Below are 24,021 nucleotides of genomic sequence, written 5' to 3'. Positions count from 1 at the left end.
GTTAAGGCGTTAGCGTGCAATTAAGCTGCTCTCGGGTTGAAGCTTCAGGCGACAGCGTTCACGCTTGCACATCTTTGCCGCAACGCTCCAGCAATGAGCGTCCTTTTTTCTTCGGGAAGAACCAGTCTGACCACCCTGGCTGCACCAATCGAGATCGTTTTACATTTCTCGCGACTTGTCGAGATACTCTGCGAGAGCGGTCGATTGTTCACTAATAGGTCGGCTCCTGGCCGATTTTCTCGTCCAAGAAATAGCGCCCGCGAACGCCCCGACGTTTCTTTAGTCGCCGTCAGGCCATGCTCGCATCAGCATGCGAACCTCAAATTGAGGACAATGACTCAGCTACTTTTTGATGAGAACGATAATGCCGCCCGCGCCCGCATTGTCTTTGTTGACGCCCTTCAGGACGTTGTTGCTGACCTTGTTGAGCGTGTAATTGTCTGCGTTGTAATTGCCAGTGCCTGACACATACACCGGGTTACTGCCATTGATGGAGATCGTTTCTCCCTGCACAGTAATCAGCGCATCTTCCTGAATCTGCTTGGTGACGCCATTGGAGGTATACGACAGCACGATCACGCCACGGAAGACGCCATTGCCGACGGCGTTGGTGACGCGCACGGTACCGTTTGCCGAGTAGCCGCGCGCCGTGGTGTAATCCAGCGTCCACTCGCCCAGCATGGTGAACACGTTGCTATCTTGTTTCGGCGTCTTTGCATTGGCTTGTCTGTCGTTCGCCTTTATTGTGTCGCAGCCCCACGCGCGCACGATGCAGCTCGATCCACCCTGGCTTCGGCATTCGGACAGGGCCCGCTGTTGCACGACGGCGCTGGTGGCTGCACCCTGCCACCAGCCGTAGACCGTGGAGCCGGCAGCCTGATCGGCAGCAAACGCGGCACATTGGTTTTCAAAGCGTTTCACGATGCTGCAATCCGGGCCGCACTCTCTCTTTGCACGCTCATCAGCGACGCCGTACGACGGATGGTTGAAAGAGAATCCGTATTCCTTGCCTTGCAACGTATCAATCGCCAGTGAGCCCGCCGCGAATGCTGTGCCGGCGGCAATCGCCACAATCGCACCAGCCACACCGGCTGCAATCTTTATCAATCCACCGCGCATACATTTCCCCTTTTTTATTGTTGCCTTCCGTGAAGGCGGCTTTTGCATTATTTTCTGTACCGTTCTTGACTGCTGCTTGTTGCGACTGAGGTCGTCTTTGACAGCAGCACGGATCAATTTATCGGAACTGGTGCGCTAAGACAAACATTTCCGTCTGCGAAGCTCGGGTTTGCATGCCGCGGGGAAATTTTTTGTGCAGCGGGTGAAAGGGGCCGCTCTTATCAGGGCATCAATCCTGCTGCACGATAGCTGTCGAGAACTTCGTCATACACTGCGACGTTGTTCTGTCCGCGTGCCAGCAATTGCGCGCCGCCGATCGCGGCGAAGATGCCGAGCGCGCGATGGCGGATTGCCTTCTTGTGTTTGGGATCGGGGTCTTCCAGCGACAGCAGTGACGCAACCCAGTCGATATTCACTTCGTGGAACCGGTCGACTTCGACACTAACCTCGGGTGGAAGATCTTCGCGCTCGGCCGACATGATGCCGCACAGACACATGCGGTTGTCATCCACCAGCGCCGCGCGAAAGATGTCGGTGTATTTCTTCATGCACGACCGTTGATCTTTGTAGTTCGCTATCAACTCGCCTATATACGCGATGCCGTCCTCGGTATAACGGCGCGCGATCGCGGCGCCCAGATCGCCCTTAGTCGGGAAATGATAGTGGACGCTGGCGCTCTTGATGCCGACCTCGGCCGCCAGGTCTCGGAAGCTTAACGCGCTGTAGCCGTGCGCCTGCACGGTCTTGCGCGCGACGCTCATGATCTTTTCTCGGGTATCGGTCGCACTCATGGATAAATCTCTCTATCGATAGATAGTTGTTGACAGGAGTATTGTACTTCTTTATTGTCTACCTATCGATAGATAGGTGAGTGATCTGTGATTTGATTGTGTCATTCACTCATGCAATTCGATCGTGCAGTTCAACCATGTATTTCAACTGATTAGTAGATCTATAGCCCAATAAACAGGAGTTTCAACAATGAAGATTTATGACCGTCCCGGCTTTCCCAATCCCGCCCGCATCCGTATCGTCCTCGCACAGAAAGGACTGGACGCGCAGGTCACCTTCGAATCCGTGGACCTGATCGGCGCCGAACACAAGCAAGCCGCGTATCTGGCCAAAAACCCATCCGGCGTCTTGCCGCTGTTGGAGCTGGACGACGGCACGCTCATCTCCGAGAGTACCGCCATCACCGAGTATCTCGATAACCTGGACGGCAATCCGGTCCTGACAGGCCGTACGCCAAAAGAGAAGGCCATCATTCACATGATGCAGCGGCGTGCGGAAAGTGGTTTGATCGATGCCGTCGGCATCTATTTCCACCACGCCACGCCCGGACTGGGCAACGATTTGCAGAAGTACAAGAGTCCGGAATGGGCGCATCGCAAGGAATGGGGCGAGCGTGAACGCGAAAAAGCGCTGCAGGGTATGAGCTACTTTGATCAGGTGCTGCGCACCAGCAGCTTCGTCGCCGGTGAACAATTCTCGATGCCGGACATCACGGTCTTTGCCGGCCTGGCATTTGCCGACGCAGCTGGTATCCCGATTGCCGAAGAACTCACAGCGTTACATGCATGGCGTGCGAAAGTGGCAGAACTACCTGCAGTCAAAAACCGGAGCGGACAAATGTTTGTCGCCGAAGACCTACGCCGTCTCGGATTCTGACCACGTTGGCATACGGAAATCAGGAAACGCCCGATAGCCGTGAGGCGGCATGATCGATAAAGTAACACCTGACATCACGTCGTCTCCTCTCGGTCGAAAGACTGATTCGCCCGCCGTCGGCCCGCGCCGATCGCGGGCTTTTTTTTAAATTGCGGGTCAAATCAAATGAGGAATCTGGCCATCGATATATCGGCCAGGTAGTTGCCGTCCGGAAGTTTTATGCGTTTCTCAAAACGTCCTTCCTCAACAAAACCAAACCGCTGATACAGGCGCAGGGCAACAGCATTGGCTTCGCGTACCCGCAGCTCTATTTTTTTCACATGCGGATGATGAGCTGCCCAATCGAACAAGGCGGTCATCAAACGGGTACCCACACCGCGTCTGGTATATCCAGGATGGACGACGATGGTCAGCGAAAAAACATGGGACATGGACTCCAACGGCATCGGTTCAAGAAGCGCATGGCCGGCGGTGTTTCCATCGATCTCTGCGACGAGATAAATACCGGCGTCTGCCAGCCGGACAATCTTCGACCTGAAGTCAGCCTCAGAAAACTCGTGCGGCAGTGATATCAACAGGCCGGGCGTCCTGCTGGTCTCCTGTTCCGCCAGGCAAAGCACCGGTGCGTCTGCAGGCAGTGCATTTCTGACAGCGATTTCTTGATGCATATCGGATGAAAACGGGATGAAAACGGGATGAAAAATTAGGTAAGGACAATGCCCTGTATGCGACTACGTCACACGTCTGTCAAAAAGCATCATTAAAATCACACCAACCGCGCAATTCAGCATTGCACCTACCGGAGCCGGCGGTCGGGAAACATACCGGCACCACAACATCATTGCGACGTTTTGATTGTCTTCAACAACGCAGCAAAGCAGTAGCGCGGCACGGTTTGTTCAGTCGCCGGCTTTGGCAACGATCGCGCCTTCAATGCCATTCTTTGCCAGTGACGCCGCGACAAAGCCGGACGCTGCCATCTCTTCGACAAACCTGCTCAGATAAGCAGCCGCTGCGTCGCCGCGGGCTTTGGGTACGCCCATCGCCTGGCGGATGACCATAAAACGCTGCGGCAGAATCCGCATGCCGCCGACTTTTGCAGCATCTTGCTCAAGCTGTTGCCTGACACCTGCGGCCACGCTCAGATGCTGGTCGATGAAGCCTTGCACCACCGCCGGAGAGGTAGGTATGCGCACGATAGTCGCCTGGTGCAATTCTCGTGTGAGAAAAAGATCGTAGGCGCTCCCCTTGCCGACGGCGACAGTGATGCCCGGCTTGTCGACTTGCTCATTGGCGGTAATCGGCGAATCGTTGCGCACGGCGTAGAAACCCTCGATCAATACATAAGGGCCGGTGAAACTGATTTCCTGCGCGCGCTTGGGGTCGACGGCAAAAAAGCCGATATCGGCCTTGTCCTGCTCAATATTCTCCACCGAATTGCCCGCCGACTTTACCGCCACCAGTTGCAGCGGTACGCCGAGCCGTTTGGCCAACTCGGTTGCCAGATCAACGGACACGCCGACCGGCGCGCCGGTCTTGGGATCAAGGTTCGCCAATACCGGATTGCCGAGATTGATCGATGCGCGCAAAGTGCCGTGCGGCGCAAACTGTGCAACCAGAGATTGATCCGCTGGTATGGAGGAGGGCGTGGATTGCGTCATCTTGGTTCCTGAAGTTTGCGCCTGTGCGGCAGAGTTGCATGTCAGTAGAATCGCCAGCACCGACAATGCTGATGCCGCCGCTGTCCGGTTCCTTCGTGTCATGAATGTCTTCATCTTGGTGAGGCCTCGTTATACTCAGTTTTGTTTATTCGTCTTGTCTGATGCACAACTGATGATGACACAACCCTGCGAACCGCGCCGCCGCAGATCAGGAGAGGCTCAGGCAAACACGCTGCGCCACCAGGCGATCGCACGGGTCAAGAAGCTTTCTTCCTCTTCAAAGAGATAAGGCTTCTTCACGCGCAGGCGCTCCAGAATTTCCTTCTCATCTTTTTCCTTGACCGTGCCGTACGCGATGCCCAGCTTCAGCAAACTGCGCAGCGCGCCCAGTTTTTCGTGGGCGACGCTGCCGCGGGCGTGTTCGACCGCGATCTTGGCGTCATGCAGTTGTTGCGCCAGCGACGCCGCCAGCCGCCATGCCGGTGTCTTCAGTTTCTCTTCCACGTGGCCGATGCTGACCGCCGACGATTTGATCTGCGCCGCCAGGATGTCGATTTGCGACTCATCGCCCTTGGCCTGTTTGACAATGGCCGTGGCCCACGCCTTGGACGCTGCCGTCAGATCGTCTGAGCCCCAGTCCTGACGCACCGCGATATGGAAGCCGTAGTTCGACGCCTGCGAAATCAGGATCGCCACCACGTCCGGAAAATCTTTATCCAGTGCGCGCTTTGCCCACGCGTACTGTCCCGACATCATCAGATGCTGCACGGCTTCTTCGGTCAGGAAGGTCGTGTTGTCTGATAGTTTTGCCAACAAAAAATTGTCGAACGACGGCGAGACAAAACCCGAGTCGCATTTCAAGGACAGACGGATGAAGTTTTTGAACTCGCGGTCCAGCGACTCATAGACTTCATCCTTGACGTTCATGTTGATTTTTTTCATGTTCTTCTCCCGGAGTACTGCCGCGCACGTTAAGACTTTAGTTGCGAATCCTTCAATGTCAATCTCTGCGCCAGTTTGAAGCAAAGAGGCAGAGGACGGCGAAGGTTTCGTACGAAATGTTTGTTAACGGCAAGTATGGAGGAGAACTTTATCGCAGGAAATATTTTCTGCACAATAAATCAGCAATAAGCTCGCAACAAGTCAAAGAGTGATGACTAAAAATAAACGTTGGGAGGGCAACAAGGTCGTGCCGCCTGTACCCGGCAGATACACGGCGCGCATCTCCTGCACAAACGCGTCGCGGAAAGCGGCGAGACGCGTTTGCCGATCAGCGATGCGAAGAAGGGTGTGGCGAGCGACAAATCAACCTCCTCGTCCCGACGACGCAGTGCGCTTTCTCGCCGCAGCAACGTGTTCCAGAATTTCAAAGATCGCCATCCCGGCCAGCATGGCAATGGTAAAAAGCACCGGCTTCATGCTGCCCGTGGCGAGTGACGCCAGCACCGGACCGGGGCAATAACCGGCAAGTCCCCAGCCTGCACCGAACAGCAGCGCACCGGCGATGAGGCGGCGGTCAATGCGGGTGTTCGTCGGCATGCGCAGGGGCGCGCCTGTCAGCGATTGTTTTCTTTTGCCGATAAAGCGAAACACCGGAAACCCGATCAGAATTGCACCGGCCATGACGAACGCCAGTGAAGGATTCCAGTTGCCGGCGAGATCCAGAAAACCGGTTACTTTTGCAGGATCGGTCATGCCCGATACGATCAGTCCGATGCCGAAAATCAATCCGGCGATGAGCGCCGTCACGATATGCATACTGTCCTCCTCAACCGAGCAAATGGCGCACGACAAACACGGTGACGAACCCGGTTGCCATGAAGGTAATCGTCGCCGCCAGTGAACGCACGGATAACCGCGACAAGCCGCATACGCCGTGTCCACTGGTGCAGCCCGAGCCGTAGCGTGTACCTAGTCCCACCAGCAAGCCGGCGATGATCAGCGTCGGCGTGCCGGCTTCGATGGTGACCGTTGGCAAGGATGCCGCAAGACCATATGCCAGCGGCGCGCCAATCAATCCGGCGACAAACGCCACGCGCCAGAAGACATCTCCCTTCGATGGCCGCAATAGTCCGCCGAGGATGCCGCTGATACCGGCGATCCGGCCGTTGAGCAAAATCAGCAACGCCACGGCCAGCCCGATCAGCAGCCCGCCGGCAAGAGAAGTCCAAGGGGTGAAGCCCGCCCAGTTGATGGTCATGTGGTTGTCTTTCTGAATAGGGAGCGTCCGGAGAATGCAGCCCCGGCGCGACGCCGGCAGCATCATGGCATAAGTCTGATGCTGCTGAAGCGAGAAGACAAGCGCAACTTATCTGGCAGACGTTTTTGCCGGTGCGCCCATCTGCCCCAAGGTTTTCTCGTTGACCGAGTCCTGAATGGCGGCGAGGGTTTGTTCCAGATGCTGTTTGACGATCTTTTGCACCAGCCGGCCGTTCTTCTTGTTGAAGCCTTCGAGGATCATGCCGTGTTCTTCGTTGTCCACTTGCAGGATCTTGGGGTGCATGAAGATAGACAGCGAGACATAAGGCTCGGCAACGACGAGGAGATTCTTGACGATCTCGTAGAGTCGCGAATCTTCCTCGCTCATCATCAGCTTGATGTGAAATTCGCGATTCAGCGCCGACCATCGATGCGGATCGGTCGAGGCGCACATCTCTTCGTGGATGATGTTCGCTGCTTCCAGCGACTCAGGGGAAATCGAGCTCACCGCCTTCTTCGCCAGCAGCGGTTCCAGCGCAATGCGCAGTTCGTAGATTTCTGCGACGTCCTTGACGGTCAGTCCTTTGACCACCACACCCTTGTTGGCGTCGATCAGCACCAGACCTTCCGAGCGCAGGCCGCGAAAGGCTTCGCGCACCGGCGTGGTGCTTACTTCAAAACGTTTGGCGACTTCGTCCTGTCGCAGCTTGTCGCCAGGGCGGTATTTGCCGGAGAGGATGTCGTTTCTCAGCAGGCTGAGAACCTGTTGTTCGATAGTCTTGAAGGCTTTCGGCATGCGCGGTTTCTATTGGATGTCTCGGCTGGCAGGCGGTGTTTGTTCGCCTGCTCCTGGCGGCTCAATCGGTTGAGCTCTGTCGGTGTTGCTGGTACTGGTACCGCACCTGGTACCGTATTTTGTCTTGCACGGCGGGCTGGCGCAAGCACTGCACCAGCCCGCCATCATCAGAGCGATGCCGGCTTCATCGACGGCAGGATCGTGCTCAGCCACTGGCCGGTTTGCAGCAGGGCCAGGTCGCCATCCGCGCGTCCGATCAGTTGCACGCCGTACGGCAGGAAGTCCGTCGAAAATCCCGACGGCGTCGTCACCGCCGGCAAGCCGAGCAGCGTCGCCGGCGCGCAGAAAGACGCGTCGCCGGTCTTCTCCAATCCCTTCAACGCAGTCGTCGGCGAGGTGATCGTCATGATCGCATCGAGATCTTTCAACAGCGCGTCGCGACCGGCGCGCAGCACGCCGACTTGCTCGATCAAGCCAAGGTAAGTCTCTCTGGAGATCGTTGCACCGCGGCTCACCAGCTCGCGCGTGTAAGGGCCGGCCAGCGCTTCGGCATCCTTGATGTCGTCGTAGATGGCGGCGCGTGCCTCATAGGCGAGCACATCCACCACCAGCTTGTTGAGATCGCGGATATCCATACCCAGATCCGCATCAACGCATTCGACGCCCAGCGCTTCCAGGCGACGCACCACGGCGTCAAAGTTTTGCTGCACATCGCCTTCCACTTGCGCCCATTGCGAGGAGCGATAGACGCCGATCTTGCGCGGCTTCACGCCTGCCGAAAACGCCTTGGCCGACGCCGGTGCGGCAATCGCGTTATCGCGTGCGATGACGGCGTGGCAGACTGCCGCCCAGTAGAAGCTCGATGTGATAAAGCCAAGATGATCCAGCGTCGGCGCCAGCGCATGCACGCCTTCGGTCGGGATCAGTCCGAACGTCGGTTTGTAGCCCACCGCGCCGCAGTACGACGCAGGACGAATCACCGAACCGACAGTCTGCGTGCCCAGTGCGATCGGCACGATGCCGGCGCCCACGGCTGCCGCCGAACCGCTCGATGAGCCGCCGGGGCTGTGTCCTGTATTCCATGGATTGACGGTCGCACCCGGATCGCGCCAGGCGAATTCCGTGGTCACCGTTTTGCCGAAGATCACCGCACCCGCTGCGCGCAGCCTGGTGACGATCCAGGCGTCTTCCTGCGGCTGATAGCCTTGAAAAATCTTCGAGCCATACGTAGTCGGCATGTCCGCCGTGTCGATCAGATCCTTGACTGCCACCGGGATGCCGGCGAGCGGGCCTGTACCGGAGTTCACGTCGGGATAGGCGTCGGGGCGATAGGTGAATGCTTTCAGCGTATCTTCGATGCGGTCCGCCGTCGCGACCGCCGATGAGAGTGCCGCCTGGTTTGTCTCTTGCGTGTGTGATGTGCTCATGATCTGCTCTTCAGAATGTGCGGCCTGCGGGTGCGTACCGCTCGCAGGGAATGGCCAAGTTGCAGACCGGACGAACAACGCGCGCCGGTCTGCGGACTTGTGTTGCTACTCAGCGACCAATTACTTGCTTACTTTTTCGGCAAAGCTGTTGTCCACAGCGCTATCGTAAGTGACTTCGCCTGCCTTGATGTTGCCGATGGAAATCTGCAGATCAAGACCAGCCTGGAACGCCTGTTTGGAAATCGATGGCGTTGCCGGATAGATCTTCTGATCCAGCAGACGCTTCACGGCCGCTTCCACCACGGTCTTTTCCAGCGAAGGAAATTCCGCCACTGCCACACGATACGCCACTTGCGGATTGGTCTGCATCAGCTTCTCGGCGTCGGCGATGGCGCTCACAAAACTTTGCACCATTTGCGGACGCTTCTGGATCGTTGACTTCAGCGTGTCGATGGTCGAGAACGCATACACGCCGTCATACTGCTTGGCGAAGTCATAGACGATCTTGTAGCCGTTCGCCAATGCCTGTTCCACCTGTGGCTGATACAGTGTGGCAGCAGCTGCGCGGCCGGCTGTCACCGGCGAGATTTCGGTGCCGATTGAGACCGTGTTGAGCTTGACGTTGGACAAGCCCTTTTCCTTCAGCAGATTTTGCAGCAGGTAAGTGCTCGTCGATGGCGGCAACGCAGCCGAAATGGTTTGGTCCTTGAGATCGGCGATCGACTTGATCGGCGAATTCGGCGGCGCCACCATCCACACCGGCACACCCGACACCACCATCGCCACATTCACCAGCGATGCGCCCTTGAGGTTGGCCAGCACAGCCGTCATCGGATCCTGCAGCGAGAAATCCGCATGCCCGCCGATTACCGCCGCCACGCCTTGTGCACCGCCGCCGGCGGTTACCTTTTGCACTTCCAGTCCGTGCTTGGTGAACAGGCCTTCATTCATCGCCACATACAGCGGCAAATATTGAATCGACTGGAAGGCCTGATAGATAACCGCCTTCTCGGCGGCATTGCTGACCGGCGCGGCAACACAGGCAGCAGCAATCAGGGTGGCGCCAAGCAGACGGCGGGCATGCATGAATGTGAAACTCATTGTTCTGTTTTCCATGAAACGATCCTCTCTTCGATTAATTGGACAACCCAGGTAAGAACTGCGGCCATCAGCGTCAGAATGATGACGCCCAGCCAGACACTATTAAGATCGAACAGCGAGCCGGCGACGAACACCGCATGTCCCAATCCGTTTTCTGAAGCAATGAATTCACCCACCACCGCACCAATGAGCGCAAAGCCGATGTTGATGCGGAAGATGGAGAAAATCCACGGGATCGACGCCGGCACGATCAGCTTCTTGAAGATCATCACGCGCTGCGCCTTGAACGATTTGAAGAGGTTCAGCAAATCCTTGTCGACTTCCTGTGCCGCCGCGCAGGAAGAGATCATCGCCACCGCAAAGGTCGAGATGCCGGCCAGCCAGATCTTCGACACCATGCCCGAGCCGAACCAGATGATGATCAGCGGGCCGAGCGCGATTTTTGGAATGCTGTTGAGCAAGATGGAAAACTGCTCGACGATGTCCGAGGTGCGCGGATAAAACCACAGCACCAGCCCAAGCACGATGCCCAGGCCGCTTCCCAGCACCAGCCCGAACAGCGTTTCGAACAGCGTTACCCAGGTGTCGTACAGCAGCTGTCCCTTGGTGAAACCGATCACGGCTGAGCGATAAATACCCAGCGGCGAACCGAGCAGCTGGCCGTTGATCAGATTGGCCTGCGCCGCCATCTGCCAAAACACGACCAGCACAATCAGGATGGTGGTGACGATCATCGTCGCGCCATTGTTCTTTCTTTTCATGAGATCCCTTTCTTCACTCAGTTCGGCTTAAACGCTTGCGTGCGCGACATCGCTCGCACGCAAGGCATTCCAGATTTCCTTGTGAAACAAGGGGAACTCCGGCGCACCGCGCGCCGTCACCGCATCGCGGTCGCCATCGGTGATGCCGTCGACGGTGAGCAGGATCTTTTCTTCCCGCGTGATCTTTGCAGGACGTCCGCCGAGCACCACGATGCGATTGCTCATGGCGATGGCTTCATCGATATCGTGCGTCACCAAAATGACGCTGGTGCCTTCGGTGCGGGTGAGGCTGATGACATCGTTCTCCAGCATCAGCCGCGTCTCGTAGTCGAGCGCCGAGAAAGGTTCATCCAGCAGCACCACTGAAGGGTCCGCCAGCAGCGTGCGCGTCAGGGCGACGCGCTGTTTCATGCCACCCGACAGCGAATGCGGATAAGCGTTGGCGACCGACTCCAGGCCATAGCGGCCCAGCATTGCTTTGGCGCGTGTCCGATCGGCCTCGGTCACCGGGCGGTGCAGCTCGATACCCAGCACGGCGTTCTCAAGAATCGTGCGCCACGGCAGCAGCAAATCCTTCTGCAACATGTACGCAATGCTGCCAGGCGTGCCGTCGGCTTTTTCGCCCAGCGCGATCTTGCCGGCGCTCGGCGTCAAGAGGCCGGAGATCAGGTTGAACAGCGTGCTCTTGCCCGCACCGCTGCGACCGACGATCGCCACGATCTCGGCTTTGCCCACCGTGAAATTGAGGTTTTGGAAAATACGAATCTCTTCACCGTTGGCCTTGATGAAGGCGTGGCTCAGATTCTGGACTTCAAGACGGTTCTCCAACATTTGCTCCACAAAAAGGCGCCGGCGTCGCCGCCGGCAGATGAGTCAAAAGTGTTGCCTGATGTTTCCTGAAGATAACTATGCATAATGCATAATCTATCATGGTGAGCACGACACCAAGCAGAAGCCGTGCCAGAAAACACGCACAACTGGGCACCGGAAAATGGAACCGGCGGGAGGCGTAGAAACGGCGCGGGATCTGGCTTGCTGGCCTATCTGATGTTCAGCTTGAAAGCCGCGCGAACGGCGGCGGGTGAAGCCGGAAGAGGGCGCACACAATGCGTGCGACGACGCGGCGATTCACAAAGTTGGCGCGTGCGCTCTGGTGTGCTGCAGTGGCGTCGACGCTGTGCCGGCACTGTGCTGGCACAATCGTTTACGTCCGATCATTGCGCAGGCGGGGTGAATCAGAATTGCATCTGCACGCCCAGGCTGGCCATGTTGCGGCGGAAGTAGCCGTAGGCGATGTTGGAAGGATTGTCGATGTGCGTGTACTGCGCGCGCACCACCATATTGCGGCCGGCGTAACGGCTGATGTCCCACAGCGCCGACAGCGAGCTGACCACCTGGCGATCGGTGCGCGGCTGTGTAAACAGCGGCATGGTCTGATCGTAGTGCACGTCGGTGTAACTGAAGTTGGCGCCCAGCAGCAGGTCGGGCCGGATGCGGTATTGCAGATAGGCGCTGGGGCCGGACAGGCGGCGCGAATACACGGCAGCCTGCGCCTGCTCTCGCTGCAGCAGATACTCGCCGCCCACTTGCAGATCCGGTGTCAGCTGCGCGATGGCGCCCACGCCGCCTTGCCAGGCATCGGCGTTGCGCGTGCTGTCGGTGTGGACTGTGCGTTTGGCATAGCCGGCGGTGGCCGTCAGCGAGACGGTGTCGCTGATTGCGCGCGCGACGCGTTCCACGATGCCGGGCGTGGTTTCCTGCAGGCGTCCGTCGAGGCGGGTATAGCGCACATTGGGCTGCAGGCTGGCGGACCACGCCTGGTTGCTGTAGACCAGCGCCGCCGCCAGGGTGGTGCTGTCGTTGTTGTAGTCCTGGCGATCAAAATAGCCGGTGCCGAACCATCCGGCCTGGAACAGCAGCGAGAAACGATCGTCGAGCCGCAGCGCGTAGCTGCCGTTCAGACCCAGCGCGGCGCCGGCGGATTCGCGCGGCATGGATTCCTGCATTAGGTCGAAGGTGACCGGGATGCCGCCGATCACTGCAGGCACGCTGCGCGACACCGGTCCGGCGTTGGTGTTGTCGTCCCAGGTCAGCCCGGCATACAGTTGCACCGCCCACGGTTTGTCCTTCGAATTGAGGCTGGCCGAAACCGGATCGTTGGGACGCAGCCGCGAGGCCAGCAGGTCGAGGTCCGTACGCGCCTGGCCTTCGCTGGCGTCGGCCGCCTGTCCCAGCAATGGCGCAGCATCCCCCTGCCGGCCCATGGCCAGGTACAGCCCGGCCAGTTCGATCTTCGGCGTGGCGTCGGCCGGCACCAGCGCGATCGCGCGCCGATAGTACAGCTCGGCCTGGACGCGGTCGTGCACGGCGCTGGAGCAGCGTCCCAACAGCAGCATGCGTTCGGCTTCGGTGTCGTCCACCGGCGGCGTGTCCTTCAGCATGGCGCAGGCGAGGTCGGGGCGCCGCTCGGCGAAGGCGCGGCGGGCGAAGGCGAGTTCGGTGGCGTTTTGCTGTTCGATCGCGGTAATTTCAGCAGCCGTCTCGGCGGCATAGGTTTTCCCCCAAGCGGCAAGACACAAGACCATTGTCAGCCAGGAGAGCCGAGGAACTCTGCTGAAGTTTGCAGGAGAAGCCGCCGGCGCAGCGGCAGACGCGCTGGCGGGGCTGGAAAGGCGGAAGCGAAAACAAGCGCTCATTGGAGTCAATTCAGAGAGATGAAATCAGAAACGAAATCGCATGGCGGCATGGCAGCAGGATGGCGAGGCGTCACCTGCAGTGCAGCGACGTCATTGCTTGGCCTTGAAGGTGCCGGTTGCGCTCAGCGAGCCGCCGGTGTTTTGCATGGACCAGGCGCCCGCCAGTTGTTCCGCCGCAGGGCCGAAGAATTGCCCGTTCATGATGAAGCCGCTGACGTTTTGTCCTGCATAGGTGCCCGACATCGCGCCGCCGACGTAGCCGCCCAGCAGCGTCAGGTTGAACGAGGTGCTGCCCTGATTGCCGTTGAACGTAATGCCGCCCGCGATGCTCGGTGCACCGCTCCGGATGGTGGCAAAATTGACCGATGCCGACAGGGTTCCGCCGATGCTCGCTCCGGAATTGAGCGTGCCGTTGATCGGGCCGGTGTAGGTCGCCGACAAGGAAGACGGAATACTCACCAGCGGGGTGACCAGACCGGCCGTGACATAGTTAAAGCTCTGTTGCTGGGCGGCTGTGGCGGCAGTAGCAGCTTGCTGCTGCTGTTGCTGTTGTAGCGCGCCCTGCGTTGCCGAGGAACTGCCGTCGCTGCTCGAGACTGCGGTGGTGGCGGCCATGATGGCGGCCAGGAACCCGGCCGACATTCCGCCGGTCGATATTCCCGTGATGCCAACGGCACCGACGGTGATGCCAGGAGTGGTGCCGTCGGGCACAGGAACGGAGGATGGGCCGGCAGTAGTGGCGGTCTCGCTGCCGGTGCCTGTACCAGTGCTGGTTCCGCCGGCAGAGGATTGAGGTGCCCCGCCTTCCGGCACGGAAGCGGCGGCAGGGGCGGCGTTGGCGGTATGCACAGCACCGCTCGTGGCGGGCGGTATGGCGGCTTGCGCCTGGGCGGCGCCGTCGCCTTGGCCGGCTGCCAGATGCATCATGACTTCGCTGGTCGTAGCCGGTTTGGAGGGCGACTTGCCAGGCGATTTTTCGACGCCCGGTCTGGCGATTTCCTGCGATTGCGATTCCGGCGCGGTCGTCATCTTGCTGCCGGGCGAGGTCTTGGTCTCAGGCCCGTTCTTTGATTCGGTCTGTGTTTTGGTGCTTTCCGGGCTGATCGCAGGACTCCCCGCTGGGTTCCCTGATTGCGCCAGCATCGATTGCACGGACTGCGCGATCTGTTGCAAGAGTTGCTGCTGCTCTTGCGACGTCGACGACGATTGCCCCTGCTTTGCCGGCTGCGCCAGCGCTTGCGTCACTTTTGTGAGCGCGGTCAGGCTTTGCTCCACTTGCGCCAATTGCTGTTTTTGTTCTGCTGTAGGTCGGGGATTCTGTTGCAGTTGCTGGCGCAGCACGGTCAGCGCGGCGCTGAGCTTGCTGGCGTAGGCGAGGTTGGCGGCGGTGCCGTCGGACGACTGCTGCTTTTGCATCTGCGTCCGCTGCTGCTGTACTTGCTGCAGAGTCGTTTCCAGATCCATAGTCGCGATGTTGGCCGCGCTGATGCCCGGCAACGTCTGCGCCTGGACTGCGTTCGTGAGACCGAGCAGAGGCAGCAGCGATGCACCGATCAGTGAAGAAATGGGAAGCGCGCGGCTCCCGCGATGGCGCGGCCGGACGACCGGCGGACGAGTAAATGGCATGCTGACCCCTTGGCGCGGCGCGATGACGCGCAATGATGTTTTTTGTGCGCACCATGTTACGAGGCGGCTGTGCCGGGGTAAATACTGCATCTGCAGTATTTAGGCCTGCTGAAAATGCCGTTGCCGCGATCCGGTCTCAGGACGAAAGCAGCTTGCTGCGCAACGCGTAGGCCGTGACCTCCGCCACGTTATGCAGCGACAGCTTGCTCATGAGATTCTGGCGATGCTTGCGTACGGTCAGCACGGAGAGATTCAGGCGATCCGCAATGTCGCTGCTGGATTCGCCGTGCGCGATGAGCGCCAGGATTTCCTGTTCGCGCGCCGTGATCAGCATTGCCGCAGCCTGTGCCGGCAGGTCCGCGCCATCCACAGGTTCGGCAAAATCGCCCAGGCCCTTACTCAGATAGACGATGCCCGAGAGCACCAGAGAGATGGCGTAGAGCAGTTCCTCGGCGTTTTCGTGCTTGAGCACATAGCCGTCCGCGCCCGCTTCGAAGGCCGCCTTGACGGAAGCTGCGCCGGGGCTGGCGGTGAGGATCAGCACGCGCACTGCACGAGATGCAGTGGACGCGGCGGCGGAGGCCTTGATCCGGCGCGTCAGCTCGATGCCGTGGCAACCCGGCAGGTCGAGATCGAGCAGCAGCAGGTCGGCCTCATGCTCGCGCAGCAGCCGCTCGACATCGCCGCCGTCGCCGGTGTCGGCTACCACCTGCAGATTGGACCTGCTGGAAATGAGCAGCTTCAGGCCGTCGCGAATGATGGCGTGGTCTTCGGCGAGCACAATTTTCTTCATGCTTTTGTTGTCCCTTTATCAAGGCCTTGCACCTTTTCCCCGATCGGCGGTCAGCTTCCAACGCCGACAGTACGCCGATATTACAATAAACTGTCATTCTGCCCGGCAAGTCCGCCGGCCTCCCGACTACGGCAGTCAAAGACCGCGAACCACGCCAAACAACAATGACGCGTCTGCTTCCCACTCAAAACCAGGCGGTGTACCTGGAGCTGGTCAACACGCTCTACCGCCAGTCGCCGCCGATTTTCTTCGGCAACATCATGGTGGCCAGCCTGACCATCTTCCTGCTCTGGGGCCAGCTTGCCCATAGCGTGCTGCTGGGCTGGGCGGCATCGATTTACCTGCTCACGATATTGCGCATCATCGTGGTCTGGCGCGATCTGCGCGGCCCCGCCGGGCGCCAGCCGACTTCCCGGCGCTGCTGGCGCTATGTGGTGTGGGCGGCGGTTTCCGGTTGCCTGTGGGGCGCGATGGGATTGCTGTTTTTCGCGCCCGACAACGCGGTGGTCACGGTCTACATCTGCATCGTCTTGGCCGGGATGACCGGCGGTTCGGTCGCCTCGCTGTCTTCCTTCTGGCCGGCTTACTACGTGTATGCCTTGCCGACCGTCCTGCCGTTTGCGATCCGGTCGTTCGCGCACGGCACGCCGCTGTTCTCGGTGCTTGGCGTGCTTTCGCTGTTTTTGCTGGGCGTGAATCTGGCATACAGCCGCGTGATGCAGCGCACGGTGCGCGACGCCATCGCGCTGCGATTCGAGAACGTCGAACTGATCCGCCAACTGACCGAGGAAAAGGAGCGCGCCGAGCAAGCCAACCGCAGCAAGTCGCAGTTTCTCGCAGCGGCCAGCCATGATTTGCGCCAGCCTGCACATGCGCTCGGGCTTTACATCGCCACCCTGCGCACGGTTGCGCAGGCGCCGCGCATCGAACGCGGCACGGTCGACATGCTCGCCGGCCGGCTGCAATCGGCGCTGAGCAGCATGTCGCAATTGCTCAACGTATTGCTGGACATCTCACGCCTTGACGCCGGCGTCATCCAGACCGAAAAACGCCGCTTCGCCCTGCAGGAAATTTTCTCCGCGCTGGGCAATCAGTTCTTTCAGGCCGCCGCCGCCAAGGGGCTGACGCTCCACATCAGACCGACATCGGCCTGGACCGACACCGACCCCGTCCTGCTGCACAACATCCTGACCAACCTGCTTTCCAACGCCGTGCGGTACACCGAAAAAGGAAAAATCCTGCTGGCCTGCCGGCGCCGCCGGGATCAGGATACGCTGGACATCTGCGTATACGACACCGGGGTCGGCATCGCCGCCGATCAGTTCGAACCGATCTTTCGCGAGTTCTACCAGATCCACAACATCGCCCGCGATCGCGAGCAAGGGCTGGGCCTCGGCCTCGCCATCGTGCAGCGCACGGCCAGGCTGCTCGACACGCGCGTCAATCTGCGTTCGGCGCCGGGCAAGGGCTCTTGCTTCTATCTGCGTCTGCCGGATTGCCGCACGTCCGGACCGGCGGTCGCCGAGCCGCCGGGCTCCGGCCTGCCCGCAAGCGCCTTCGACCGGACTGAGACCGTGCTGGTGGTGGACGACGACAAGCAAGTCCTCGACAGCATGCAGATCCTGTTGCAGAGCTGGGGCTACCGGGTGCTGGCCGCACGTTCGCTGGAACAGGCGCTGGCCATGCTTGGCGACGATGCGGATCGCCCGCAACTGGTGGTGAGCGATTTCCGGCTGGCGGCCGACGTCACCGGCATCGACATCATCAGCGCCGTGCTCAGGACGCTGGACGCCGACGTGCCCGCCATCATCGTCACAGGCGACACCTCGCCGCAAGGCATCAGTCAGGCCAGCGCCAGCGGCTATCAGGTGCTGCACAAGCCGCTGGATCCCTCGCAACTGCGCGCGACCATGTCGCGGCTGCTGGCTGCAGGACATGACACATGAACTGCGTGATCAACGGGTGCCGCCTAGCGTGCCTTTGCACTGGAGAGTGTGACGCTTTCGGCCATTCCGATCGCTGCTGACTATCGATTCCCAGAAACAATCAGGGCGTCGGCGCTACCGTACAGAACGGACCAGATTCGCCGACGGGACGTGTCCATTCACGTTCCGCGTATTTGAGCGGTGGGACGGTATCGTTGGTGGCAGACGCGATCTCAAAATGGTAAGCGCAGGTTGTCAGTTCCTTGTCGATGCGGAAGACATATTGCTGTCCCTCCTGCGGCACAAAGTCAATCGTTGGAGTGCAACCCTTGTAGACCGCGGCCATCAGCAATCCGCCCACTGCACCTCCGGCCATCAATAGCTGAGCCGGCTGAAAGCCGAGATCAATGCCCACGGTAAGTACGATCCTCTTGTTTGCGGGCACGTTCACGGTGCGTTCGGTATTGGGTTTGATAGCGCCAAGTCCCTTCCGATCCGTGCATTGTTCCGGGCCGTCGTAGGTATACGCGCCCATTGTGTTTTTATAGTCGTTTACGAATTTCAGCGAACTTATCGGTCCTGAAACCGGTTCTTTGTAAGGAACAACACAACCGGTCAATGCTGTCGTGGCCATTACTGCCGTTATCGCAGTGAGAACTCTGGATACTGTCACACAACTCCCCTTTTTTATTATTGATGTTAGAACCCGCTGCCATTCTACGGGCAAAAGCACGGTTTCCAAACAAGGCCGCGACGACGATGGCATTGATGTGCTTGCTTATTCCAGCGAGTTTGCCGACCGGATATGTCGCTCAACGCAATGGCACATTGATCCCCAGCAGCACCGACGAATACCGTCCCTGGCCAACGTTCAGATTGCTGCTGTAGTCGACGATCAGCGATGTCCCGTTGGACAGCAGCAAGCGCATGCCCAGGCCGGCGGTCCAGTTGCCGGTGAAGCTGTCGTCCGAGCGGATCACATACGCCGGGCCTGACGACGCCAGGTCGGCATAGGAAATCCCAGCTTCGCCGGCGCCGGAGAACTGGCGGCGGTATTCAAGCCGGGCGCGCGGCGTCCACATGCCGAAACGGCTCAGGTACTGGCCTTCGGTGCGCAGGCCGAAGGTGCCGCTGCTGGTGCGCACGCGCTGTTTGAAATAGGTCAGCGCGTTGTTGCCGGCGGCCGCTTCGGTATATTGCGCCAGCGTGGTCGACGTCAGATCGACCTTGCCGTAGGGTGACCACATCCAGCTCTCGCCGCGGAACTCATAGCCGCTCGACAGCGCGACGAACAGTTGCTTGCCGCCGCGCTGACCGGTGGCGAAGCTGCCGTCGTCGGTGACGTAACGCGTCGAATCGAAATTGAGCGCGCCATAGCCGAGCATGCCGTCGATGAAAATATTCGGCGTCGGCCGCACACTGCCGTAGACGGTCGCGACCACGGCCTGTCCGATGGTCTTGCTGCCGTTGTCGCCGATATCGCTGCGGTCGCGGCTGTAGCCGGTGCCCACGCCGATCGTCAGTTGATCGCTCAGGCGATAGTCGGCGCCCATGCTGACGCCGTTGGTGGTGAAGCGGAATCCTTCCTGTTGACCGTTGCTGTTGCGCTGGCCGAAGTCGACCGTACCGGCGATCCACAGCGACAACTCCTGCCGGCTCTGTTCACGCCTGGATGGTAATTCAGGTAGCGCGGCAAGGTCTCTGCTGCTTTCTGCAACCGGCTTTGTCTCGGGTTTGGCCGCCTGACTCAGCAGCGGCCAACCCACTTTGCGCATGCCGGCCTGCAGCGGCGAGCCGACCACGCGATCCACTTCGTCTTCGTTCCATTGTGCCAGCAGCGGCTTGACCGGCGCCGTCGGCTGGCCGAATCCGAGGCCGAAACTGGATGGCGCCCAGCCCATACCGTGCAGGCTTTCCAGGCGGCGGCTGAAGTTGCCCAGCTGCGCGGTGGCGAAACGGCTTGCGGTCTGGCCGTGTGCGGCGACCAGTCCCTTGACCTGCGGATCGTTCGCGGCATTGGTACGGGCGCCGACGGTGATCGTGACCGTCGCGGCAGCGGACGGCCCCGAGGCATTGCTCAGCGTAAAGGTGACCGTGGCGACGCCGGAGAACGCGGCCGCCGGCGTGAAGTTCAGGCGATAGGACGGGCTGCCTGAACTGGCGGCGTTGACCATGGTGGCGGTGCCGGCGGTTGCAGGATTCACCGCGACGATGGCCGCGGCAGTGAACGGACCGCCGGTGGCGCCGGCCGTCACATCTACGGTGGCTGTGACACCCGCAGCGACGGCGACGCTCTGGTTCGATGCGACCGGCACGGCGCTGGCGCTGACGGTGGCGGTAACGAGTGCAGATACGCCGAACACGTTCGACAGCGTGTAGGTGAATTGCACATTGCCGGTGAAGCCGGCGATAGCGGTGTAGACGATATCGGTGCCATTGACCACGGCGCTGCCGGAAGCGGGCGCACCGACGATCGTCACCGCCGTGATCGGACCGTTGGCGGCGGCAGCGCCGACATGCAGCGTCACCGACTGGCCTGCCTGCACGCTGGCACTCTGCGGCGGCGAGGTCGGTACTGCCAGCGCCGTTACCGTGACGCTGACGGTGGCCGGGGACGAGGTGCCGCCCGGACCGGTGGCAGTGTAAGTAAAGCTGTCGCTGCCGAAATAATTGGTGTTGGGTGTATAGATAACACCGAGGCCGCTGACGGTGGCGCTACCGTGCAGCGGCGTGGTGACGATGGCGATGCTGGTGATCGCGCTGGTGTCATTGTTCGTGACGGGAATCGTCACCGCCTGATTGGCATTCGTGGTGGCGCTATCGGCCACGGCGACCGGTACTGCCTGGCCGACCGTCAGCGTGAAATTCTGCGACTTGGTCACCGGCGTCGGCGTGCTGCTGTCGATGGCCGAAGCGGTCAACGAGAAACTGCCGTTTTGCGTCGGCGTGCCGGAAATGGTCGCGTCGGTAGTGCTGGTGCTGTAGGTCAGGCCTGTCGGCAAGCCCGTCACCGTGATGGTGCTGTAGGGCGCGGTGCCGCCGCTCCAGGTCAGCGTCTGAGTATAACTGGTTCCCTGTGTCGCGACCCACGCCGCCGATGGTGTAATCACCACCGTCGGCGCGCCGATCGTCACGGTCACTGTTGCCACCGTCGAGGTGCCGATCGCATTGGTGGCGCTATAGCTGAAGGTATCCGTGCCGCTGTAGCCGGCCGTCGGCGTGTAAGTGAATCCCGTGATGCCGGAGGGTGTCGCCGAGCCGTGTGCCGCCGCCGTGGTAATGGTTAGCGAGGTCGGCGTGCCGCCGGTGATCGATACCGGAATAGCGTTGTTGCTGCTGCTGTAGCTGACCGTGGCACTGCTGTTGGCCGTCACAGGCTTGCCGGCGCCGACGGTGCCGGTGTAACTGACCGTCGTATTGAAGCCGAAGCTGTCGGTGGACGTTACCGAGAAGCTATATGCCCCGGCAGTCGTCGGCGTACCGCTGATCAGGCCGCCGGACGTTACGTTCAATCCACCCGGTGTCGCGCCTGCCGTTACGGTGTAGGTGTAAGGCGCGGTGCCGCCGGAAGTCGACAACTGCTGAGAGAAGCTGATGCCCACCTGAGGCTGGGTCAGCGAAGACGGCGAGATGCCCAGCGTCGGTGCGCCGATCGTCAACGTATAGGTGCGCGAAGTGGTAAAGGGAATACCCGTGCCGGTGGAGCCATCGTTGAGCACGCTGATGGTGAAGTTGAAAGTGCCGGCCTGCGCCGGCGTGCCGGACAGGACGCCGGTGCCGGCGTTGAAGGTCACGCCGGTGGGCAAGGAGCCGGTCTGGGCATAGACATAAGCCGGCACGCCGCCGCTGGCGGAGAATGTTTGCGAATACGGCGTACCGACCGCGGCGGTCAGCGCCACGGAAGCGGGTGACAGCGTCAGTGTGGGCGGACTTACCGTGATCGTCACGGTCGCCGTTCCTGATGTCCCTACCGCGTTGGTCGCGGTATAGGTGAACGAATCGGCGCCGGCATAACCGGTGGTCGGCGTATAGCTGAACGCTGAAACGCTCAGCGGGCTGACCGTGCCATGTGCCGCCGCGCCGGTTACCGTCAGCGAAGACGGCGTGCCGCCTGTTGCGGAAATGGGAATCGTGTAACTGCTGCCGCCGGCATTGTAGGCGACCGTCGCGCTGCTGGAAGAAACGATCGGTGCGCCTGCACCGACGGTGCCGACGAATCCTTGCGCGCCGGTGAAGCCATTGCCGTCGGTGGCGGTGAGCGTGAAGGAATACGCGCCGGCAGCGGAAGGCGTACCGGTAATCGCGCCCGTGGCGGGGTTCAGGTTCAGACCGGCCGGTAACGCGCCGCCGGTGACCGCATACGTGTAGGTGCCGTTGCCGCCGCTGGCAGTCGCCTGCTGGGTAACGGGGACACCACGTTGCAGCGTGGACGCACCTATCGACACGGTAATCGTCGGCGCCGTCACATTCAGCGTGTAGTTGCGCGAACCGGTGGCCGCGGTGCCGGTGGAACTGTCGGTCGCAGTGATCGTGAAAGAAAAGGTTCCTGCCTGGGTCGGCGTTCCCGACAGCGTCGCCGTGCCGGCATTGAAGCTCAGGCCGGTGGGCAAGGTGCCGGTCTGGCTGTAGGTATAAGGGCCGCTGCCGCCGCTGGCGCTGAACGACTGGCTGAATGCCGATATCGTCGTCGCACTGAGTGCGGTGCCGCTTGGCGACACCGTGATCGTCGGTGCCGTCATCGTCACGCTCACGGTTGCCGGACTGGAAGTGCCGCCGACATTGGTCGCCGTATAAGTAAATGAATCCGGGCCGTTGTAGCCGGTGGTCGGTGTGTACTTGATCGTCGTGCCGCTGACGCTTGTGGAGCCATGCAAGGGCGCAGTGCCGATAGCAACCGAGGATGCAGCACCGCCGCTGAGTGACAGCGTTACCGGGTTGAGGCTGCTGTTGTAAGCGACGGGCAGACTGACCGGGCCGGCCACCGGCGGCGGCAGGGGATCGATCGTCATGCTGTAGTTGGCCGTCGCGATTGCGGGTGTGCCGGAAGTGCTGTCAGTGACCACGATCCGGAAGGTAGCGGTGCCGGCCGTGGTTGGCGTGCCGGAAATCAGACCGGTGGAGCTGATGCTCAATGGCGTGCCGCCTCCCGGAAAGTTAGTGGTGTCCATCGCATAACTATATGGCGCAATACCGCCGCTGGCGCTCATTTGCTGGGAGTAGGCGACGGTCGCAGTGCCATTCGGCAGCGTCCCCGGCGAGATGCTCAGCGTCGCCGCGCCGACGTTCATCTGATAGGGCTTGGTGAACGTATTGGGTGTCGCCGCCGAGTCGGTGACCTTGATCGAAAAGTTATAGCCGCCGGAGGCGGTCGCCGAACCGCCAAAGGCACCGGTTGAACCATTGAAGGTGATGCCCGGTGGCAGCGAGCCTGCAACCAGCGCGTATGTATAGGGCGAAGTGCCGCCGGTAGTACTCATCTGCTGCGTGAAACTCTGGCCGACGGTCGGGTTGGCGGACGCCGCCGGAGACACCGTCAGCGGCGAAGTCGGCGCGCTGATGGTGATGTTGAAGGTGATGGTGTTGTTGCTTTCATCCTTGGCGGTGAAGGTATCCGAGAGCTGGCCGTTGCCGTTGTTGGAATAGGTGATGTACGTGTTGGTGTCGCCTGCCGTCGGATTTGCCGCGACGATGCTGCCGTTCGTGGGATTCGTCAGAATACCGTTCCATCCGGTCTGAGAGCAGGTGTCGAAATGAAGCTGAATCTGCTGGCCCGAAGCGACCGTCCCGGTGATCGTTCCGCACGCAGAAACGCCCTGCGCAGAGACAGGGTTAAACCAGCCCGCCAGCGTCATCAGCATGAGCGTCGCCACCATCGCAACGAGGCCTGATCGCACAGATCGCGCCGCGATGTGCATATGCCGCCACGGCGACATCAGTGACGATAAAAGAACGCGACTTGCGCCGCCGCTGAAGCTTGGTTGAAACATGCATCCCCCTGGATGATCGTGCGAGTGTTCTGAAGCCGGTGTTTGCAATCTGGTGTCGCTGTTGCCGGATTGCTGTCGGGTTGTTGTCGGTGAAAGCGGCATGCGTGAAAACACCGGAGAGGCGAAGCTGCACTCTCATTTGTTAATCCATTTCTGTCTTGCGCAGGTATTGCCGGACAACGCCGCGAATGTGACGGCGGTGTGACGTCACTCCCTGAAAACCCTTGCGGGTTGTGCCGTGGCGGGCTTGTCACCGTTCGCA

At 60.4% G+C, this 24,021-nt stretch carries 19 protein-coding genes; 2 read left to right on the top strand and 17 right to left on the bottom strand.

Going from position 1 to position 24,021, the window contains the following annotated elements; genetic code table 11:
- Positions 1–342: 342 nt before the first annotated feature.
- Both hmeg3_RS23745 and hmeg3_RS23740 read right to left on the bottom strand, forming a co-directional pair.
- Positions 343–1,119, bottom strand: coding sequence for a DUF4189 domain-containing protein (locus tag hmeg3_RS23745; protein WP_094565909.1), 777 nt, complete (start codon positions 1,117–1,119; stop codon positions 343–345).
- 221 nt (positions 1,120–1,340) lie between these two features.
- Positions 1,341–1,910 (bottom strand): TetR/AcrR family transcriptional regulator, encoded by a 570-nt coding sequence (locus hmeg3_RS23740; protein WP_094565908.1) that lies wholly within the window; start codon positions 1,908–1,910, stop codon positions 1,341–1,343.
- A 190-nt stretch (positions 1,911–2,100) separates the two neighbouring features.
- Between hmeg3_RS23740 and hmeg3_RS23735 the strand changes: the two genes are divergently transcribed.
- The gene (locus hmeg3_RS23735) at positions 2,101–2,787 is read left to right on the top strand and encodes a glutathione S-transferase (RefSeq protein WP_094565907.1); all 687 of its coding nucleotides are present in this window, start codon (positions 2,101–2,103) and stop codon (positions 2,785–2,787) included.
- 161 nt (positions 2,788–2,948) lie between these two features.
- Here hmeg3_RS23735 and hmeg3_RS23730 read toward each other — a convergent pair whose 3' ends face one another.
- The 13 genes from hmeg3_RS23730 to hmeg3_RS23670 form a co-directional block, all read right to left on the bottom strand.
- Entirely contained in the window at positions 2,949–3,455 is a 507-nt protein-coding gene (locus hmeg3_RS23730) for a GNAT family N-acetyltransferase (protein WP_094565906.1), read from the bottom strand.
- Between the two features lie 231 nt (positions 3,456–3,686).
- Positions 3,687–4,448, bottom strand: coding sequence for an ABC transporter substrate-binding protein (locus hmeg3_RS23725; protein ID WP_232512045.1), 762 nt, complete (start codon positions 4,446–4,448; stop codon positions 3,687–3,689).
- Between the two features lie 219 nt (positions 4,449–4,667).
- Positions 4,668–5,390: a DUF4088 family protein gene (locus tag hmeg3_RS23720; RefSeq protein WP_094565904.1), complete on the bottom strand. Its 723-nt coding sequence runs from the start codon at positions 5,388–5,390 to the stop codon at positions 4,668–4,670.
- A 363-nt stretch (positions 5,391–5,753) separates the two neighbouring features.
- Positions 5,754–6,206 carry a YeeE/YedE family protein gene (locus hmeg3_RS23715; RefSeq protein ID WP_094565903.1) on the bottom strand — a complete coding sequence of 151 codons (453 nt, stop codon included), beginning with the start codon at positions 6,204–6,206 and terminating at the stop codon, positions 5,754–5,756.
- A gap of 10 nt (positions 6,207–6,216) precedes the next feature.
- Positions 6,217–6,648: a YeeE/YedE family protein gene (locus hmeg3_RS23710; RefSeq protein WP_094566532.1), complete on the bottom strand. Its 432-nt coding sequence runs from the start codon at positions 6,646–6,648 to the stop codon at positions 6,217–6,219.
- 108 nt (positions 6,649–6,756) lie between these two features.
- Positions 6,757–7,443, bottom strand: coding sequence for a GntR family transcriptional regulator (locus hmeg3_RS23705; RefSeq protein ID WP_094565902.1), 687 nt, complete (start codon positions 7,441–7,443; stop codon positions 6,757–6,759).
- A gap of 167 nt (positions 7,444–7,610) precedes the next feature.
- A complete protein-coding gene (locus hmeg3_RS23700) occupies positions 7,611–8,870 on the bottom strand; it encodes an amidase (protein ID WP_094565901.1) in 1,260 nt (419 codons plus the stop codon).
- Positions 8,871–8,990: 120 nt separating this feature from the next.
- Positions 8,991–9,971, bottom strand: a complete 981-nt coding sequence (locus tag hmeg3_RS23695; RefSeq protein ID WP_369828849.1) for an ABC transporter substrate-binding protein — start codon at positions 9,969–9,971, stop codon at positions 8,991–8,993.
- Positions 9,968–10,732, bottom strand: a complete 765-nt coding sequence (locus tag hmeg3_RS23690; RefSeq protein WP_094565899.1) for an ABC transporter permease — start codon at positions 10,730–10,732, stop codon at positions 9,968–9,970. The genes hmeg3_RS23695 and hmeg3_RS23690 overlap by 4 nt, the downstream gene beginning before the upstream one ends.
- Positions 10,733–10,759: 27 nt before the next feature.
- Complete coding sequence (locus tag hmeg3_RS23685; protein WP_094565898.1) at positions 10,760–11,563, bottom strand: ABC transporter ATP-binding protein; 804 nt, start codon at positions 11,561–11,563, stop codon at positions 10,760–10,762.
- Between the two features lie 404 nt (positions 11,564–11,967).
- Positions 11,968–13,428 carry a surface lipoprotein assembly modifier gene (locus hmeg3_RS23680; protein WP_094565897.1) on the bottom strand — a complete coding sequence of 487 codons (1,461 nt, stop codon included), beginning with the start codon at positions 13,426–13,428 and terminating at the stop codon, positions 11,968–11,970.
- 90 nt (positions 13,429–13,518) lie between these two features.
- Positions 13,519–15,054 (bottom strand): hypothetical protein, encoded by a 1,536-nt coding sequence (locus hmeg3_RS23675; RefSeq protein ID WP_157739339.1) that lies wholly within the window; start codon positions 15,052–15,054, stop codon positions 13,519–13,521.
- 136 nt (positions 15,055–15,190) lie between these two features.
- Positions 15,191–15,847 carry a response regulator transcription factor gene (locus hmeg3_RS23670; protein ID WP_094565895.1) on the bottom strand — a complete coding sequence of 219 codons (657 nt, stop codon included), beginning with the start codon at positions 15,845–15,847 and terminating at the stop codon, positions 15,191–15,193.
- 164 nt (positions 15,848–16,011) lie between these two features.
- On the opposite strand from hmeg3_RS23670, the gene hmeg3_RS23665 reads away from it, so the two are divergent.
- A complete protein-coding gene (locus hmeg3_RS23665) occupies positions 16,012–17,793 on the top strand; it encodes a hybrid sensor histidine kinase/response regulator (RefSeq protein ID WP_094565894.1) in 1,782 nt (593 codons plus the stop codon).
- A gap of 100 nt (positions 17,794–17,893) precedes the next feature.
- Here the strand turns inward: hmeg3_RS23665 and hmeg3_RS23660 are convergent, their stop codons facing one another.
- Together hmeg3_RS23660 and hmeg3_RS23655 are read right to left on the bottom strand one after the other, a co-directional pair.
- Positions 17,894–18,307, bottom strand: a complete 414-nt coding sequence (locus hmeg3_RS23660; RefSeq protein WP_094565893.1) for a hypothetical protein — start codon at positions 18,305–18,307, stop codon at positions 17,894–17,896.
- A gap of 277 nt (positions 18,308–18,584) precedes the next feature.
- On the bottom strand, positions 18,585–23,666 hold the full coding sequence (locus tag hmeg3_RS23655) for a putative Ig domain-containing protein (protein WP_198361744.1): 5,082 nt from the start codon (positions 23,664–23,666) through the stop codon (positions 18,585–18,587).
- Between the last annotated feature and the right edge of the window lie 355 nt (positions 23,667–24,021).

Origin of the sequence: Herbaspirillum sp. meg3 (genome assembly GCF_002257565.1) — a bacterium.
Lineage (GTDB): Bacteria > Pseudomonadota > Gammaproteobacteria > Burkholderiales > Burkholderiaceae_D > Herbaspirillum.
Note: the sequence above shows the minus strand (reverse complement) of the source record. Positions and strands in the feature narration are given on the sequence as shown.